The organism is Flavobacterium zubiriense (assembly GCF_041729725.1).
Classification (GTDB): domain Bacteria; phylum Bacteroidota; class Bacteroidia; order Flavobacteriales; family Flavobacteriaceae; genus Flavobacterium; species Flavobacterium zubiriense.
The window spans coordinates 48,108-65,625 of sequence record NZ_JBCFQL010000006.1 but is presented as its reverse complement, the minus strand read 5'-3'; the positions used below and the strand labels follow the sequence as shown (position 1 = coordinate 65,625).

Here is a 17,518-nt window from a genome sequence, read left to right as displayed (position 1 = left end):
TTTTAAGAAATTTTTACTCTATTGAGAATGGGAAAAAAGAAAATTTACCTTATGAAGTTTAGTTTACAAACACCAGCATTCAATAATTAAAAGTTTTAGCTGTATTAAAACCGTTAAAAACATACTAAAATAGCTTTCTGTTTTTCTGTCTTTTTATACGTTCTTACCTTTGCAGACTTGAAAAAATTTTAAATCAGATTATCCTATAATGAAATTCAAAATAGACAAATTCATTCTTTCTATAATTACAGTTGTCCTTACCGCTTATTTTTTTCCTCAATTTGGAGGTAGGTCTAGTCCTCTACCGTTAGAAAAAATGGCAAGTGTTGGTGTTTCTTTAATCTTCTTTTTTTATGGTCTTAAACTAAGTCCTGAAAAAATAAAAACAGGATTAAAAAACTGGAGATTACATCTTTTAGTACAAGCCTGTACTTTCTTAGTTTTCCCAATCATTATTTTATGTTTCTACCCTTTAATCCATTCCGAATATGATAAAAATATTTGGTTAGCTTTTTTGTTTTTAGCAGCTCTTCCTTCCACTGTCTCTTCATCAGTTGTGATGGTTTCTATGGCAAAAGGAAACATTCCCGCAGCGATTTTTAACGCCAGTATTTCGGGCTTGATTGGAATTATTGTTACACCGCTTTGGTTAGGACTTTTTTTAAATAATACTGGCACTAGTTATGATCTGGGCGAAATATACAGTAAACTCATAGTTGAAGTTGTAGTTCCAGTTATTGTGGGTTTACTTTTGCATCGTTATTGGGGGAATTTAGCTCAAAAATACAATAGTTATTTGACCTTGTTTGACAAATCCATTATCCTTTTAATTATCTATAAAAGTTTTGCTAGTTCGTTTGAAGATAATGTTTTTAGCGGAATAGATACTTTCGATTTTACGGTAATTGCAGTTGCAGTTTTCGGATTATTTTATGTGGTTTATTTTCTTAGTGGTTATATTAGCAACCAACTTGGATTTAGTATCGAAGATAAAATTACGGCTCAGTTTTGTGGTACCAAAAAATCATTAGTCCACGGAACCGTTTTTGCTAAAATATTATTCCCAAACCCAAGTACCATGGGGATTATCTTGCTTCCAATTATGCTTTTTCATGCTTTTCAAATTTTCATTATTAGTTTTATTGCTACTAAAGCCAGTAATCGAAAAGAAGAAAATCAAGTGTCTTATGTGGGAGAAAAATAATCGATATTATAAAACTAAAAAATTCGCAAATTACAACATCCATTTGGAAATGTAATTTATTATTTTTTTATTAAACACTCATTTACAAAGAACTACTTCCTAATTTAGATCCACAAAAACTGAAAGTCGTAAAAATTTCATTAAATTTGTGTAGAAATTAATGTCTACAATGAAATATCCGAGGTACGAATATTCCACAGAAGCTGAATTAAACATCTTTGAATTTGAAAGTATTGGTATAAAAGGTAAAATCGTCAAATTAGTCCAATACACCGAAATGAATATTAAAGGCTATTATAATTTAGCTTTTGGAGATTTAGATATTATAACAAGAGAAATAAATGACGGTGTAATAACAAATAATGGGGATGCTACTAAAGTTTTAGCAACAGTTGTTTCTACTGTTTATGCATTTACTGGAAAATACCCAGAAGCTTATATCTTTGCAACTGGAAGTAGCGAAGCCAGAACAAGATTATACAGAATGGGAATTACGAATAATTTAGAAGAATTAAAGAATGACTTTTATGTTTACGGATTAAAAAACGATGAAACTTTTGAGCCATTTATTGTTGGAGAAGATTATTTAGGTTTCTTAATAACACGAAAAAATTAAAACACATGAAAGTGGAAGATTTAAATAAAGCAAAAATACCAGTTGTGAAAATAAATAAAAAACTGGAAGAGTTTAAAGGAAAAATACTATTTCCTGAAAAACTTGAATTGGCTAATAAAATGTTAGATAAAGTAAAGTTGCCAAAAAAATAATTTTTTAAACAAATTAATTCAACCACAAATTCGCAAATTACAACATCCATTTGGAAATGTAATTTGCGAATTTTATTTTTATTCGAAAATGTAAATGATTAAGAAACCGTTTCTTCTTCCTCAACAGCAAATTCCATGTGGTCTTCTGTATCTGCTACAATTTCTGGTTTTGAAGCCTTAAGTGCGTTGAACTTTTCTAATTGCTCTAATTCGTCTTCATCTCCACTGAAATAAGGAAAAACATCTACAATTGGCGATTCGGAAATAGCGGGAATAGTATAGTCGCCCATGGTGCTTTTCATTGTGAAAACAGTGTTATCATAAGCTTCTTTCACATCATTTGCCTGAATTAAAAAATACATATTGGTCTTGCGTTCTTTACCGCTTTCTTCGTCATAAGCCAGTAAAGAAATCTTAGATTTAAACCAACGATCGGCATTTTCAAAAGGATGAATCTCTGCATAATTAGCCACTTTGATATTGGTAATTTTAAATTCTTCACTAATGTAAGCCTTCATTTCTTCGTTTATTCTACTTTCGGCTTCTGTAAAAGAAATGGCATCAATCAAATACGGTTCAGTCGTAATTTTTTGATTTCCTGTTTCGTCTGTTTTTCTATATTTTACTTTGCATTCGTACCAAATTGCGCTCATAATTTCTATTTTTAAGGATGTCAAAGATAGATTTTAGAGCAAAAGAAACCGCAAATTATCAAAATAGATATTCACAATTTTAAATCCAAAAATCTACTGAACTTAACTCCAGATAATTATACTTTTTAATCTAAAATGATTTATTACGCCTTATTAGTAAGGATTCAAAATCCATTTATCTTGTAAAAATCAAATGATTTCCTTTGGATAAATTGGCATCAAATTGATATCCTTCATAATTAAATCCTTTCAAATCATCAATGGTTTCAGCATTAGTATCAATTATATAACGCACCATCATTCCTCTTGCTTTTTTAGCAAAAAAACTAATTATCTTAAGTTTTCCATCTTTATAATCCTTAAAATCCGGTGTGATTACTGGAACTTTTAAGGCTTTGGGATCAATGGCTGAGAAATATTCATTACTGGCTAAATTGATAAACAATTCGTCTTTTTTTAATTCTTTATTCAGCGAATTTGTTAGAGTTGTCTTCCAAAATTCATATAGATTTTTTTTGTCTTCAATAGGCAATTTCGTTCCCATTTCCAGTCGGTACGCTTGCATCAAATCTAACGGATGTAAAATTCCGTACAAACCCGACAGAATTCTTAATTTGTCCTGAAGAACATCTAATTTTTCAACTGGAATGGTATAAGCATCTAAACCCGTATAAACATCGCCATCAAATGTATAAATAGCAGGACGCGCATTTTCAGGCGTAAAAGGTGTTTTCCACTCTTTATTACGTTGCCAGTTTAAATCGGCTAATTTATCTGAAATAGACATTAAATCAGACAAGTTTTTCGGCGATTGCTGTTTCAACACCTTACTAATTTGTCTTGATTCTTTTAAAAATATAGGTTGAGTAAACTGATTTGTAGGCAGTTCTTTCTCGAAATTCAATGATTTTGCAGGTGATATTACTATTTTCATAAAGTACTTTTAGCATTTTTTCTTATCCAATTCAAAAATACTAATTGAGAACAAATTAATCCGATATAAATAAATTCTTTTAACTGAATTCTCTAAAAAAATTATTCCTAAAAAGATAACAAACTAATTTAAAAGTACTTAAAACTAAAATCGTTACTTGTAATGTTCTTTCATTTTAAAACGGCTTTAATAAATTAACAAAAAACGCAAAGTCAATTTCTTGTTTTCCTATTTTAAAGAAGCATAAATAGTCTAATATTATCATTTTAACAACTAGATTTTATGAAGTATTTCGTTATTTTTGCATATCTCTACATTTTTTATAAATATAGAAGCAAAATCATTCATTTCTTTATCTAAATGATAATAACAAACTTAATTCCATGAAAAAAACAATTAAACGCCTTTACAAATCGGACCTTTTTACAGACTTTTTTGAAAATGAAAAATCCAGTGGACTTATTTTAATTGGTTGTACTTTAATATCATTACTACTAGCCAATTCCATATTTTCAACACAATATTTGCATACTTGGCACATGAAAGTAGGAACTGAAAGTCTTGAATATTGGATTAATGATGGTTTGATGACTATTTTCTTTTTGCTAATTGGATTAGAATTGGAACGAGAAATTTATATAGGTGAATTGTCTAAAATCAAAGAAGCTTTGTTGCCTATTTTTGCTGCCTTAGGAGGAATGATTATTCCTGCTGGTATTTATTTGTTTTTTAATTACGGTACAGCTACTCAGTCAGGAGCGGGAATCCCTATGGCTACTGATATTGCTTTTGCATTAGGTGTGCTTTCTTTATTAGGCAACCGAGTGCCATTAGCATTAAAAGTATTTTTAACTGCCTTAGCTGTTATTGACGATTTAGGAGCAATTTTAGTCATTGCCATTTTTTATACTAAAACTATCTTTTGGTCTAATTTAGCGATTGCTTTTGGTATTATGTTGTTTTTATTCATCTTAAATCGAATGAAAGTATACAAACTACTTCCTTACCTTATTGGTGGAGTTATTATGTGGTATTTTATGCTTAATTCAGGTGTTCATGCTACTATTACTGGAGTATTGTTAGCATTTGTAATTCCTTTTGAAGATGGAAGTAAAAGTTCTATTTCTTATAAATTACAACATTTTTTACATAAACCAGTGGCATTTATTATCCTTCCGATATTTGCTTTAGCTAATACTGCAATTGTTTTAGGATCAGATATTGTTGAAACATTGAGTTTGGATTATAGTAAAGGAATTATATTGGGATTGGTACTAGGTAAACCATTAGGTATTGCTTTATTTAGCTTTATGGCAGTTTCAATTGGCTTGTGTAAATTACCAAAAGGTTTGAACTGGAAAAAAGTGATAGGTGTTGGTTTTCTAGGCGGTATTGGTTTTACAATGTCCATTTTTGTTACTTTACTTGCTTTTAACGATCATCATATTATTAATAATGCTAAATTTATCATTTTACTTTCTTCCTTAACTGCTGGTTGTATTGGTTTTATGTTATTAAAACATAACTTAAAGAAAAAATAATGAATTTATTAGTAAACAAAATCATTGCCTACATTAACCTCAACAAAGGCGAAGAAGACAAGGCTAAGGTTTTAGTTAATGTAAAATCGAATATCTCGTTTAGAGGTTCTAATTTATGGATTTTAGCCTGTGCCATTGTAGTAGCGTCCGTGGGTTTGAATGTCAATTCGACGGCTGTAATTATTGGTGCAATGCTTATTTCTCCTTTGATGGGGCCTATTATTGGAGCCGGTTTTGGACTTGGAATATATGATTTTCAATTACTTAAAAGATCATTAAAAAATCTCTTAGTAGCCACCATAGTGGGCTTAGTAGTTTCTACTATTTACTTTTACATCAGTCCTTTTAAAGAAACGCAGCCCGAACTTTTGTCTAGAACATCTCCTAATATTTATGATATCATCATTGCATTTTCTGGAGGTTTAGTTGGAGCTATTGCTATAACTAGAGTTGAAAAAGGAAATCCTATTCCTGGAGTTGCTATTGCAACGGCATTAATGCCTCCGCTCTGTACCGCTGGATATGGAGTAGCTACCGGCAACTTTAGATTCTTTTTTGGAGCTATGTACTTGTACTCCATCAACTGTATTTTTATCTGTATTTCTACTTTTTTTATTGTCAAATTTTTATCCTATCCAATTAAAAAGCAAGTGGATGAGAAAATGCAGAAAAAAGTAAAATATTTCATTAGTACTTTATTAATCATTTTTATAATTCCAAGTATTTATTTTGCCTACCAATTATTTGAAGAAAAAAAATACAAACAACAAATTACTGTTTTTACCGACAGAGAATTTGTAAACAAAGGCATGACCATTGTTTACCAAAAAACGCAATTCAATAAAAACCCGAAAATTTTAGAATTGGGTTTTCTTTCCAAACGTTTTAGTGATGCTGAAATTAAAAAACTAAATAAGAGTCTTAAAGACTATGAATTAGACAATACAAAATTGATTATTAAACAAGACACCACCGATTTAAAAAGTGACATTTTAAATGAAATCAACTTTAATAAATCGGCTTTAAGCCAAAAAGACATCACTATTTTAAGTTTAAAAAAACAAATTAAAGAGAACTATTTTGAAAATTCAGAGTTACTTGCTGAAATGAAAATTTTATTCCCAAACATAGATAACATCTCTATTTCAAATCATGTTTTTAACGAAAACACAGATAGCCTTAAAGTAGTTCCTGTTCTGGTTTATAAAAGCAAAAAAGATATTGAAAAAGCCGAAAAAAGAAAGATGATACTCTGGTTACAACAGCGATTGTCTAAAAAACAAATTGAAGTTTACCGTCAAAATTAAGCCCTTTAATTATTGCTTTATTTAAAAAAAAATGGATTTATTTAGTACGGAATTTGACAAAAACACCAATATTTTACCTAAAGACGGGACAGTGCTGTACTATGGTAAAATCATGGATTATTCTAACGCTGCATTTTATTTTAATCGCTTATTAGAAACCATCGAATGGAAAAATGATGAAGCTATTATTTTTGGGAAACTCATAACAACCAAACGTAAAGTAGCTTGGTATGGCGATACCAATTTTAAATACAGCTATTCTAATATTACTAAAGAAGCACTTCTTTGGACTCCTGAATTAGAAGTATTAAAACGTATAGTAGAGGAAAAAACTGCCGAAACATATAATTCCTGTTTACTAAATTTATATCATGATGGCAATGAAGGCATGACTTGGCACAGTGATGGAGAAAAAGATTTAAAAAAAAATGGAGCCATTGCTTCTGTCAGTTTTGGTGCCGAAAGGAAATTTGCTTTCAAACACAAAACAACCAAAGAAACAGTTTCTTTAATTTTGGAACATGGAAGTGTTTTAGTCATGAAAGACGAAACGCAAACCCATTGGTTACATCGCCTTCCTCCTACTAAAAAAATAAATAAACCCAGAATAAACTTGACTTTCCGAACTATTATTACTCCTTTATTTTAAAAAAAATAAACCCTGTAAATTTTACTTATAGCTTATGAGGTTTAAAAAACAAGTAGAAAAAGCTAGAAATTATAATCATATTTCTTTAGAAAAACATTTTTTTTAACAACCAAAAGTATAAATAAGGGAATTATTTTGATTTTCAATAGACCTTTACTATCTTTCCACATCGATTTAACCAATTAAACAGAACCCTTAAACATTTAAAAAAAATGTTAGAAGAAACGAATGATAACCTGCCGCAAACAAAAAGCGAGACAGATGGAAACTTAACAAATGATGTTCAGGCTAATAATGAAGCATTAGAACATGCTGTTGAAGAAACTGAAATTTCTAAAAATCAACAAGCTTTAAACGAAATTGAAAAATCAAATGCCGAAGAAAATGAAGACGCAACCTTAAAAGAGCGTCATGAAATTCCGATGCTGGATTATGATACTTTGTCCATGGAAGCGCTTGTTGATGAATTGCAAAAACTAGTTTCTAATGAAAAAGTCATGTCGATACGTGACCATGTTGAGGAAATAAAAAAAGCTTTTTTATCTAAATACAATCATTTTATTGAAGAGAAAAAAGAAGAATTCCATGCCGAAAATCCAGAAACTACCGAAGAATTTCAGTATCATTTCCCTTTAAAATCAAAATTTGATCAGCTTTATACTTTATATAAAGACAATAAAAACACCCATTTTAAGAGTTTACAAAACAACTTAAAAACCAATTTAGAAACGCGACTAGCTATAGTTGAAGAACTAAAAGAGCTTATTAATCCGAATAAAAATATCAAGAATACTCTAAACCATTTCAACGAATTAAGAGAGCGTTGGAAAAATGCAGGTGCTATTCCCAAAGACAAATACAACCACGTTTGGAACAACTATCATTTTCATGTAGAGAATTTTTACGATTATTTACACCTTGATAGAGAGGCCAGAGATTTAGACTTTAAACACAATTTAGAGCTAAAACAAAAAATTATTGTACGTGTTGAAGAATTGCTTCAGGAGCAGGATATTACTAAAGCGTTTAGAGAATTACAAGATTTACACCGTATCTGGAAGGAAGACATTGGTCCTGTTTCCAGAGAATTTCGTGATGAAATTTGGAATCAATTTAGTGATCTAACTAAAAAAATGCACGACAAACGCGAAGTTCTTTTCGAAAAAATGAGAGGCACTGAGCAAGAAAACCTTGAAAAAAAGAATGCCATTATTACTCAAATTGAAGAATTAGGCACTATAAAAGTAAATGCACATTCGCAATGGTTGGTTCAAATAGAAAAAGTAGAAGCTCTTAGAGAAGCATTTTTCTCAACTGGAAAAGTTCCTGCTGATGTAAATGAGGCAACTTGGGCAAGCTTTAAAACTGCTGTTAGAAATTTCAATACCTTTAAAAATTCTTTTTACAAAGACATTAAAAAGGAACAAAACGAAAATTTAAACAAGAAAAATGCCTTAGTTGCCAAAGCAAACGAGCTCAAAGACAGCGACGATTTTGCAGCAACTACTGCAATCATGAAACAAATTCAGGAAGAATGGAAAAAAATAGGTCATGTTCCTAGAAAATATTCGGATAAAGTTTGGGCTGAATTTAAAGCCGCTTGCAACCATTATTTTGATCGATTAAAAGACCAAAAAAGCGAACACAACGCCGAAGAAATGGAAGCTTTTGATAAAAAGAAAGCCTACCTTGAATCTATAAAAGAATTTCAGCTAATTGGTGAACACAAAACCGACTTGGATGCTATAAAACAGCATATTGAGAACTGGAAAAACTTAGGAAAAGTTCCTTTTACCAGAAGACACATTGAAGGTAAATTCAACAAAATATTGGATGCTCTTTTTGACAAATTAAGTTTGAGCAAAAAAGATTCGGATATGATGCGTTTTGCCAATAAAATTGAGAATCTTTCCGAAAGTAACGACAGCCGAAAACTTGAAAACGAAAAGATTTTTATCATTCGTAAAATTGAAGAAGTACAAAACGAAATTTTTCAATTAGAAAATAATATTCAGTTTTTTACCAATACCAGAAATGCTAAAAAAGAAAATTCTATTGTTCTAGAAGTGCGTAAAAATATTGCTGTACACAAAGAAAGCCTAGATACCTGGAAAGAAAAACTAAAACAACTTAGAAATCTAAATCAAGAATAAAAAAAAGTTAGGAGCTTGAAGAAATAAATCATAAAGCAGAGTTAAAAAGAGGCTGTCCGAAAGGCAGCCTCTTTTTGTTTTATATAATTGGCTCTTAGTCTTTGTATATTAGGATTGATTTCTATCCTCCACGCTGCTCTTGGAATTAAAAATTGGTGGCATTGTGAGTAGCTCAAATACGTAAAAACACAAAATATGGAACTAATTTAAAAAAAACTGCCCGGAAATTACTTTTCGGACAGCTCTTTTATGACTAAGATAATGAATTGATTAAACGTCTTTTTTTAAAACTACATAGGAATCCTTTAAGTCTTTTTTGACTTTTTTCTAGTATCGTAATTAATAATGATTTAGACCCTATAAGGCATTATGCTATTTTAAACGATAATAAATTATTCATTTTTACTTACGTAAATACATGACTTTTAAAAAGTTTACTCTTTTTTAACTTCACAATTTTAAAATATTTGCAAATGCTAAATCAATTATTTCAAGTTAAAACTTGATTTAGAAACCAATTCTCCTTTATCAAAAATATTGATGGAATAAGTTCCTTTTTCAAAATCTTTACCTGGTAAGTTTTCTAAAACATTCACTGTTTTGTTCTCATACTTCACAGTACTTGTAAAACTATAAGTCAAATTTCTATCCTCAAAACTAATGTTTTTCTTTTCTCCTAAAACATTGTTTTTACTATCAATTACTTGAACATAATAGGTTTTGTCTCCGGATTGTGCAATTTCATTACCTGCTATAGTGAAACTAATTTTAAGCATATTTGTTCTTTTAGCTTTGTCTGTTTCAATTTCTTTTCCAGAACTTCTCACTTTATATGCAGAACTTTGAATGTTTACAACCGTCAATTTTGCCCCTTTTTCAACCACTTTAGCTAACTCATCATTTTGTCCCACTAATGTTTGGTTGTATTTTTTAGACTCATTCAAAACTACTGCTGTACTATCACGTTGTGTTTTTAAAACCGTATTTTGAGTTTTCAACCCTTCGTTTTCAGCCATCATAGCCTTCATTTTGTTTTGTAAAAGATTCATTTTCGTTTTAAAAGACGAAAGATCACCTTTGGATTTTTTTACTTCATCCATCAAACCTACTACCTTATCTCTTTCCAGAATCAATTCGTCTGACATTGAAGTATTCTCGGCAATTGCAGCATCATAAGTTGTTTTTAATTCTTCTAAATTTTTCAACACTGAATCTTTTTCAGACACCTCTTTAGTCAATACTGTTTGTACCTTTTCTGTATCAGAAGATAATTTAAAAATATAAACTAAACTCCCCACTAATAAAACTGCCAATACAGCTATAACTGCTTTTAGACTTGAACTACTTTGCTTGTTTTCCATTTTTTTAACTTTTTTTCAATTTTAATAATACCAAATTTAACAATATAATTTTTAAGATATAACGTAAGTACAGAAATTATATTATTTTTGGGGAAAAAATTTTCTTTTATGGAAAAGTTCATACCGTTTACATTTCATGATTTAGCAAAGGTTACGAACCATAGAAGCGGAGAAATAAAATTTGGAGAAAAAATGCTCACGGTTCCTATTGGAACAAATCCTATTTCGTTTATTAAAAATACAGATGCTAAATATGTCTTATTAGGAATCCCTGAAGACATTGGTATCCGGGCTAATTTTGGAAGACCTGGAGCAGCCTCTGCATGGAATGAAGCCATAAAAAGCATTGCAAACATTCAGCACAATCGTTTTTGCAAAGGAAGCCAAATCGTTGTTCTGGGACAAATTAATGTCTCGGAAGAAATGGAAGAAGTAGAAAATTTAAATTTTCACAACATTGATGATCGTGTAAAACTAAGTCAATTGGTAAAAAAAATTGACAAAGATGTTTCACATATCATTTTTAGCATCGTGAAACTAGGTAAGATTCCCATTATTATTGGTGGTGGACACAACAATGCGTACGGAAATATTAAAGGTACGGCTCTTGCTAAAGGTAAACCCATTAACGCCATTAACTTTGATGCACATTCGGATTTTAGAATTTTAGAAGGACGTCACAGCGGAAATGGTTTTTCTTATGCTTATGAAGAAGGTTTCCTGAAAAAATATTTCGTTTTTGGTTTACACGAAAATTATACTTCTAAAAGTGTCTTAGATATTATCAAAAAGACCGATGATCGTGTTCGTTACAATACCTACGACAGTATCAATATTCGAAAAGAAAAAAACTTTTCTCAAGAAATGATTGATGCTTTAGAATTTATTAAAATGGAGCCTTTTGGAATTGAAATCGATTTGGATGCCATTCCTAATATTGCCAGTAGTGCCATGACTTTAAGCGGTTTTTCAGTTGAAGAATTACGTCAGTTTGTTTCTTACTTTGCCAAAGACAAAAATGCGACTTACATTCATATTTGCGAAGGAGCACCTGATTTAGATATTGATAAAAACAACCATTTAATAGGAAAACTAATTGGCTATCTTGTAACTGATTTTATAAAATCTAAAGCACAATAAATCAAAATAGAATAACTAATCAAGTGTTTATTTAAAACATTTTATTTTTACTTCCAATAAATTATAACCTAAAAATATAAAATAAGGACTACTAGAAGTATGAAAAGAATCAACATAGAAGACCAACTTTCTGAAATTTGTTTAAAATGCGGAATGTGCTGCGATGGAACACTATTCAATAAAGCTTCTATAAAGGATGAAGCAGACAAAAAAATAGCTCAAAATTTAACATTAGAGACTTTTACTGAAGCTGATGGCAAACATTTTTTCAAGCTTGCTTGCCATCACTTCGATCAATGCTGCTCTATTTATGACAAAATTCGGCCTAAGATTTGTGGAATTTATTTTTGTAAACCTCTCAAAGATGTTAAACAAGGAAAATTGCATATAATAAAGGCTCAAGAAATGATTGATAAAGCATTAGAGTACCGATTGGAAGTATTAAAATTAGCTTATCAAATAGATATTTACAAAAAACACAACATTAGACAGCTATCTGATGAAATTTTACCTCATCCCACAGAAGAAATGAAAAAGAATAGAGAGTTATGGCTAAAACTTATTGGTTTTATTGGTGTTTTGAGTAAAATAACCGGTAATCAAAAAATTATAAAATAAAGCCGTAACACAGTATGTAACTGAATTGAAAATAAAAACTATTACTACAGGCACATTATAATTCTCTAATCATCTAAGGAGATATAAAAAGTTTCAATCAATTGATGATTACCTTTAGATTTATCTTCTACCAATGTATCCAGTTCTAATGCAAACTCAAGCATCAAAAATAATAATACTATCTTTGCGCAACTTATCGCTGTAGCTAATACAGGATGATTAATACCAAACTTATGTTATTCGAAGATTTATCATTATCAAAAAGTATTCAAAAAGCCGTATATGAAGAAGGCTATACTAACCCTACTCCCATTCAAGAACAAGCCATTCCATTAATTTTAGCCGGGAATGATGTAATAGGTTGTGCACAAACTGGAACAGGAAAAACAGCTGCTTTTGCTATTCCAATTATCCATCAATTGCATCGAATTGTAGGTTCGTCTAAAAAACCAAAAGTAATCCGTACTTTGGTAGTGACTCCTACAAGAGAATTAGCGGTACAAATAGGTCAAAGTTTTGAAACCTATGCTAAATATACCAATCTGACTCAGTTGACCATTTTTGGTGGTGTTTCTCAAAATCCTCAGGTTGACACACTAAAAAAAGGGATTGATATTTTAATTGCCACTCCCGGAAGATTATTAGATTTACACAAACAAGGATTTATCGATTTAGACCATTTACACAATTTAGTTTTAGACGAAGCCGACCAAATGCTGGATATGGGATTTGTAAACGATGTGAAAAAAATTGTGAAATTGACGCCTAAAAACAGACAAACTTTGTTTTTCTCGGCTACCATGCCCATCGCCATTAGAGAATTAGCCGAAATGTTTTTGACAAATCCAGAAATGGTAACGGTTTCTCCAGTTTCATCAACAGCTGAAAAAGTAGAACAACACGTTTATTTTGTAGAAAAAGGCGAAAAAAGAAACTTACTATATACTTTATTACAAAATGAAAACATGACTGATGTCTTAGTTTTTTCAAGAACAAAACACGGTGCTGATAACGTAGTAAAAGCATTGCACAAAAAAAATATTGCTGCCGAAGCCATTCATGGAGATAAGTCGCAAAATGCTAGACAACGAGTGTTAGATGCATTTAAAAACAAAGAAGTTGGTGTTCTAGTCGCTACTGATATTGCAGCCCGTGGTATTGATATTGACCAATTGCCTTATGTTATCAATTTTGATTTACCTAATATTCCTGAAACCTACGTTCACCGAATAGGTAGAACGGGACGTGCAGGAAATGGTGGAATTGCTATTTCTTTTTGTAGTAAAGACGAACATGGCTACTGGAAAGACATTCAAAAATTAATTAAAGTGGATGTAAAAACCATTTCAGATCACCCATATCCTTGGCACGCAGGAAGCCCTGATAAAAATGAGGAAAAACCTAAAAACTCAAACCGAAGCGGTGGAGCACATAAATCGAGAAAATCTGAAGCTTCTAAACAAAATAAAAAACGCTGGTATTAACAACCCAAGCTTTCAAATTTTATTTCAATCGTAAATGAGTTCGAAAACACTCTTTTACGATTGTTTTTTTTACAGCAAATTCGATCCTTTTACAATTACCTCATTGATTACTTTATGCAATTGTCTCGAATCAAAAGGTTTGCAAATAATATCATTAAAACCTGCCGAAATAGCTTCTTCAGTAATCTCTTCTTTATCAAATGCAGTTAAAGCAATTATAGGTGTTTTTATTTCTCTTTGACGAATTAACTTTGTTGTTTCAAAGCCATTTAATATTGGCATATTAATATCCATTAATATTACGTCAAATATTTCTGAATCTAATAATTCCAATGCTTCTTTACCGGATGAAGCCGCACTGCATTGATAATTAAATTTTTCAATTGTTTTTTGTGTAATTAAAAGATTAATTTTATTATCATCTACGACTAAAATATTGAATTTTTTATTAGAAGATAGGTCTACATTTATATTATTAATGATTGAATTGGTTTTCAGTTTGTCATTTTCAAAAGCAATAGTAAAATTAAAACAAGTTCCTTTTCCTAATTCACTTTTTAAATAAATAGTACTATTAAACAATTCTAAAAGCTGTTTTACAATGGATAAACCGAGTCCTGTACCTTGATAATCAATTTCTTTTCGACTAACTTGAACAAATTTTTCAAATATTTTTCCCTGATCTTCTTTAGCTATTCCCACTCCGTTGTCCTCTATGTTGAATTCGATAAAATACAGTTCTCCTTTTACATCGACTAAGTGAGCAAAAATAGTTACTTCACCGTTATGTGTGAATTTCAAAGCATTACTTACTAAATTGATAATGATTTGAGAAAATCGTAATTTATCTCCAATTAGATATTCTGGAATAGCAGGGTCTAAGATTACCTTAATACTATTGTTGTGTTTTTGAGCCAAATAAGACATCGAATTTTTAATAAAGTCTATTTCATCAGCAATACTAAAGGTCATTTTTTCTAAAACAACTCTGTTTTCTTCTATTTTATTAATTTGTAAAACATCATTGACTAATGACAATAAATATTTTGCCGAAAATTTAAGTGATTTTAAATGTGGACTATCTGAAAGCTCTTTGTGTTCATCTACTAACATATTTGTGATCCCGATAACTCCATACAGTGGCGTACGCAATTCGTGTGTTATAGTAGAAACAAACTGAGATTTCAACCTAGAAGCTACTTCGGCTTTTTCTTTTGCAAGAAATAACTCCTGGTTTTTTTGTATCAATTCTAAATTTTTTACTTTCTTTAAATTATAATTTCGATATAGTGAATAAATAAAAAGCAATAAAGTAATCAAACTGATAATTAACAAAATAGAAATTGTTTTGGTTTTTTCTAAAACCTGTGCCTGAAAATTATTTTTTAATTCAATTTCATCAATTTTTCTTTTGTACTCATCAATTTCTAAATTGGTTCCTGCAATATATGCTCGGTTTAATTTTATTTTACGCTCTATTTCCTCAATAATTTTATGAAACAAAATCATATTCTCATAAGCTTCTTTGTATTTCCCGCTATGAAATAAAAATTTTGTATATTCTTCTAAAGCGTATGAATAATCAGATTTATCTTTCTGTAATTCACCTAAAGAATTTGCTTTTAAAAAATAAAATTCTGCTTTCTTAAAATCCCCCAAATTATTATAATACATACCGTTAAGCATATTTATAATTACCTGATCAGACTCATTATCATATCCCCGATATTTTTTATTAATAAAGTCAAGATAGATTTTCCCTTTTTCGAAATCTTTAGCATTAAAATAAGCCCACGTCAAATTTAATTTAGTCATGTAAATTTGTTTGAAATCGCCCTCTTTTTCGCTATATTTTAGACATTTTTGATAATAAAACAATCCTTTATCAAATTGTTTTTCATCAAAGCAATATACATTTCCTAAATTATTATAAAACCTGTGTTTTATAGAATCATTGCCCGATTTATTGGCATGATCCAATGCTTTGTTATAATAGTATATGGCTCTTTTAAACTCATTGAGTTCTTCATAATTTCCTGCAATAATATTATAATTCTTAGCAACTAAAAGATCATTGTTTACTTTATAAGCCAATTGTAAAGCCACTCGAGCTTTAGCTAAAGACAATTCATATTTATACTCATCCAAATATACTGACGCCTGCTCTGTTAATAGCGCTATCTGTTTTGAAGAAATTGGAGTGTTTTTAATCTTTGTGTGACTAAAAAGTGGTAAAGTGAGTAAGAGAAAAATAATTTTAAAAAAAGACATAGCCATAATAATCTTTTCAAATATAAAACAATCAATCGATTATCAACATGACGTTAAGTTTTATTTAAAAAAAAGGAGTCACATCCTGTTGTTTTTAATCTGATTTTAAAAAAAATTAAATATTTTGATTATTTAATTTCCCTACTGATTTTGCTACAATCGTTGCTACAGTGGCATCACTAGTAATATTTACTACTGTTCTACACATATCCAAAGGTCTATCAATGGCAAAAATTAGTGCTAATCCAGCTTCAGGAATTCCAGCTTGCCCTAAAACAATAACTAACATTACCATTCCCGCACTAGGAACTGCTGCAGAGCCAATAGACGCTAAGGTAGCTGTTATTACAATCATCAATTGCGTAGCAAAATCCAATGGATAAGGAAGCATTGCCTGAGCAATAAATAGGGCTGCAACGGCTTGATACAAACTGGTTCCATCCATATTTACCGTTGCTCCTAAGGGAAGTACAAAACTAGAAACCTCTTCATCAACACCAAGGCGTTCCGTAACACATTCCATAGTAACAGGAAGTGTTGCTGCACTCGAACTGGTTGAAAAAGCCAATAATTGAGCAGGTGCTATAGCTTTTAGAAACTGAATTGGATTTACTTTGGCAAACAACATCAATAATGCAGGATAAAATAAAAAAGTCATTATCAGCAAACCTAACAAAACTGTCAATCCATAAATACCAAGTGCTCCTAACGTGGAAAAACCAGGGATTTCGACCATTAACGCTGCCATTAAGGCGAAAACTCCGTAAGGCGAAAACAACATCATAAGGTCTATAATTTTTAAAATAACATCATTCATTCCTTTAAAAAAAGCGACTACGGGTTTTGCTTTTTCTTCTTCAATTAAAATTAAGCCAATTCCAATAAGAATAACAAAGAAAATTACCTGTAACATACTGGCATTATCACTTAATGCGCTAAAAATATTTTCTGGAACAATGTCAACTAGCGGCTGTAGCGGCCCGCTTTCTTTGGCTTTTTGAGCCATTTCAATCTTTTGTGAAGCATCTCCAGAAAAATTACTCAACAAACTCTCTCTTGCTTCTTGGTTGATGTAACTTCCTGGCTCTATAATATTAGCTAAAAAAAGACCTAGTGAAACTGCAAAAACAGTGGTGAAAAGGTAGAAAACAACTGTTCTTCCTCCCAATCGGGATAATTTTGAAATATCTTTTAAATCAGCTAATCCTACAATTAAGGAAACTACAATCAATGGTACTGCAATCATTTTGAGCATATTGATAAAAATAGTTCCAAATGGTTTAATCCAGTCAATTACAAATTCATTAAGCTGTAAATTTTTAGCCATTAATCCAAAAAGTAACCCAAAAAGGATTCCTATCAAAATTTTCCAATGCAGTGCAAGACTTTTTTTCATATCTGTTTTTTCTTTTTTGATTTATAGGAATAAAAAAAA

General features: G+C 30.5%; 15 protein-coding genes. 10 read left to right on the top strand and 5 right to left on the bottom strand.

What is annotated here, in order from left to right; all coding sequences use genetic code 11:
• Window positions 1–208 precede the first annotated feature (208 nt).
• The 3 genes from AAGV28_RS06725 (at window position 209) to AAGV28_RS06715 (ending at window position 1,972) form a co-directional block, all read left to right on the top strand.
• Entirely contained in the window at window positions 209–1,204 is a 996-nt protein-coding gene (locus tag AAGV28_RS06725; protein ID WP_373406057.1) for a bile acid:sodium symporter family protein, read from the top strand.
• Window positions 1,205–1,364: 160 nt separating this feature from the next.
• The gene (locus tag AAGV28_RS06720; protein WP_373406056.1) at window positions 1,365–1,820 is read left to right on the top strand and encodes a DUF6934 family protein; all 456 of its coding nucleotides are present in this window, start codon (window positions 1,365–1,367) and stop codon (window positions 1,818–1,820) included.
• 5 nt (window positions 1,821–1,825) lie between these two features.
• Window positions 1,826–1,972 (top strand): hypothetical protein, encoded by a 147-nt coding sequence (locus AAGV28_RS06715; protein WP_373395513.1) that lies wholly within the window; start codon window positions 1,826–1,828, stop codon window positions 1,970–1,972.
• A 98-nt stretch (window positions 1,973–2,070) separates the two neighbouring features.
• On the opposite strand, the gene AAGV28_RS06710 is transcribed toward AAGV28_RS06715, so the two are convergent.
• Window positions 2,071–2,625 carry a DUF4494 domain-containing protein gene (locus AAGV28_RS06710; protein ID WP_373406055.1) on the bottom strand — a complete coding sequence of 185 codons (555 nt, stop codon included), beginning with the start codon at window positions 2,623–2,625 and terminating at the stop codon, window positions 2,071–2,073.
• Window positions 2,626–2,800: 175 nt separating this feature from the next.
• A complete protein-coding gene (gene yaaA / locus AAGV28_RS06705) occupies window positions 2,801–3,559 on the bottom strand; it encodes a peroxide stress protein YaaA (RefSeq protein ID WP_373406054.1) in 759 nt (252 codons plus the stop codon).
• A gap of 383 nt (window positions 3,560–3,942) precedes the next feature.
• On the opposite strand from yaaA, the gene nhaA reads away from it, so the two are divergent.
• The 4 genes from nhaA to AAGV28_RS06685 all read left to right on the top strand — a co-directional run bounded on the left by nhaA (window position 3,943) and on the right by AAGV28_RS06685 (window position 9,209).
• Entirely contained in the window at window positions 3,943–5,100 is a 1,158-nt protein-coding gene (nhaA, locus tag AAGV28_RS06700) for a Na+/H+ antiporter NhaA (protein ID WP_373406053.1), read from the top strand.
• Window positions 5,100–6,407: a TIGR00341 family protein gene (locus AAGV28_RS06695; protein ID WP_373406052.1), complete on the top strand. Its 1,308-nt coding sequence runs from the start codon at window positions 5,100–5,102 to the stop codon at window positions 6,405–6,407. The genes nhaA and AAGV28_RS06695 overlap by 1 nt, the downstream gene beginning before the upstream one ends.
• Before the next feature lie 31 nt (window positions 6,408–6,438).
• Entirely contained in the window at window positions 6,439–7,056 is a 618-nt protein-coding gene (locus tag AAGV28_RS06690) for an alpha-ketoglutarate-dependent dioxygenase AlkB family protein (RefSeq protein ID WP_373406051.1), read from the top strand.
• Between the two features lie 212 nt (window positions 7,057–7,268).
• Entirely contained in the window at window positions 7,269–9,209 is a 1,941-nt protein-coding gene (locus tag AAGV28_RS06685) for a DUF349 domain-containing protein (RefSeq protein ID WP_373406050.1), read from the top strand.
• A 485-nt stretch (window positions 9,210–9,694) separates the two neighbouring features.
• On the opposite strand, the gene AAGV28_RS06680 is transcribed toward AAGV28_RS06685, so the two are convergent.
• Window positions 9,695–10,570: a hypothetical protein gene (locus AAGV28_RS06680; protein ID WP_373406049.1), complete on the bottom strand. Its 876-nt coding sequence runs from the start codon at window positions 10,568–10,570 to the stop codon at window positions 9,695–9,697.
• A 108-nt stretch (window positions 10,571–10,678) separates the two neighbouring features.
• Between AAGV28_RS06680 and AAGV28_RS06675 the strand changes: the two genes are divergently transcribed.
• The 3 genes from AAGV28_RS06675 to AAGV28_RS06665 all read left to right on the top strand — a co-directional run bounded on the left by AAGV28_RS06675 (window position 10,679) and on the right by AAGV28_RS06665 (window position 13,812).
• Complete coding sequence (locus AAGV28_RS06675; protein WP_373406048.1) at window positions 10,679–11,710, top strand: formimidoylglutamase; 1,032 nt, start codon at window positions 10,679–10,681, stop codon at window positions 11,708–11,710.
• A 99-nt stretch (window positions 11,711–11,809) separates the two neighbouring features.
• Window positions 11,810–12,328, top strand: coding sequence for a YkgJ family cysteine cluster protein (locus AAGV28_RS06670; RefSeq protein WP_373406047.1), 519 nt, complete (start codon window positions 11,810–11,812; stop codon window positions 12,326–12,328).
• A 233-nt stretch (window positions 12,329–12,561) separates the two neighbouring features.
• Window positions 12,562–13,812 (top strand): DEAD/DEAH box helicase, encoded by a 1,251-nt coding sequence (locus AAGV28_RS06665; protein ID WP_373406046.1) that lies wholly within the window; start codon window positions 12,562–12,564, stop codon window positions 13,810–13,812.
• Between the two features lie 69 nt (window positions 13,813–13,881).
• Here the strand turns inward: AAGV28_RS06665 and AAGV28_RS06660 are convergent, their stop codons facing one another.
• Together AAGV28_RS06660 and AAGV28_RS06655 are read right to left on the bottom strand one after the other, a co-directional pair.
• Entirely contained in the window at window positions 13,882–16,083 is a 2,202-nt protein-coding gene (locus AAGV28_RS06660; RefSeq protein ID WP_373406045.1) for a response regulator, read from the bottom strand.
• A gap of 115 nt (window positions 16,084–16,198) precedes the next feature.
• The gene (locus AAGV28_RS06655; RefSeq protein WP_373406044.1) at window positions 16,199–17,479 is read right to left on the bottom strand and encodes a dicarboxylate/amino acid:cation symporter; all 1,281 of its coding nucleotides are present in this window, start codon (window positions 17,477–17,479) and stop codon (window positions 16,199–16,201) included.
• Window positions 17,480–17,518: the final 39 nt, after the last annotated feature.